The 1,125-nt window shown below is 78.0% G+C and carries 1 protein-coding gene; it reads left to right on the top strand.

Annotation, left to right across the window (positions count from 1 at the left end):
• A partial coding sequence (locus ETD85_RS64300) for a tetratricopeptide repeat protein (protein ID WP_206059660.1) occupies positions 1–1,125 on the top strand: 1,125 nt, incomplete at both ends.

Genomic DNA, 1,125 nt, shown 5'->3' with positions numbered 1-1,125 from the left:
GTTCGGGGCGGCGGGGGAGGCGTTCGCCGGGCTGCGGGCGCACGGCAAGGAGGCGGCGGCGCTGACCATGCGCGCGTCCTGCCTGGCCGTCCTGGGCCGGTTCGACGAGGCCACGCGCGAGGCGGACCGGGCGATCGAGCTGGCCGCCGCGGACGGCGACCTCGAAGCCCTGCTCGCCGCCACGCTCGGCCGGGCCCGCCTGGACGTGGAGCTGGGAGAGCTCCAGAAGGCGGGGGAGCGGCTCGGCTCGGCGCTGCGGCTGGCGTCAGGGGATCCGCTCCGGGAGGCCGTCGTGCACGAGCGGCTGGCCTGGCTGGCCGGCCGTACCGGGGACCTCGGGGCGCGCGTGGCGGAGCTGGAGCCGGCCGTGGCCGGGTTCCGCGAGGCGGGCGAAGCGCGGCTGTCCGCTCTCGCCTCGATCGAGCTCGGCTTCGCGCTGGAGGAACGCGGCGAGTTCCGCCGTGCCAGGGCCGCGCTGGAAGAAGGGCTCCAAGGGCTGGCCAGGGCCGGGGACGAGGGGTCGCAGGCGCCGTTCGAGCTGATCGTGGCGGCGGGCGGGGGCCGGGACCCGTCCGTCCTGTCCCGGCTGGCCGCCATCCAGCTCACGCTGGGGGACCTGACCCGCGGCCGGGCCAGCCTGGCGGAGGCGCTCACGGTGCTGCGGGCCGGCGGCTTCCGCGGGGAGGCGGTGGAGCGGCTGGCGGGCTGGCTGCGCATCGAGGAGGCGGAGGCGGCGGGCGATCTCGAACGGGTGCGCGCGCTCGCGGAAGACTCGCTCGCGCGCCGCCTCATCAGGGACGCGGCGGATCGGTCGTACCTGCTGGCCAAGCTCTCCGCCTGCTGCCACGACCTGGGCGACTTCGCCGCCGCCTACGAGCACGCCGCCGGCGGGTACGAGCTGCGCGACGACCGGGCGGTGGAGCACCTGCGCAACCTCGGCCTGGCGGCCAGGGGGCTCGGCCGGTCCGACGAGGCCGTCGGGCACCTGTCCAAGGCGGTGGAGCTGGCCCGGGAGGCGGGCTCCGCGCTGCCCGCCCAGCTCGTCCGCGCCCTCGACGCGCTCGGCCAGGCCCTGGCCGACCAGGTGCGGTGGGCGGAGGCGGGGCGGGCGTACGAGCTGGGGGT

The sequence above is a fragment of the Nonomuraea zeae genome (assembly GCF_005889725.1).
Lineage (GTDB): Bacteria > Actinomycetota > Actinomycetes > Streptosporangiales > Streptosporangiaceae > Nonomuraea > Nonomuraea zeae.
This window is presented reverse-complemented; position numbering and strand designations above follow the sequence as displayed.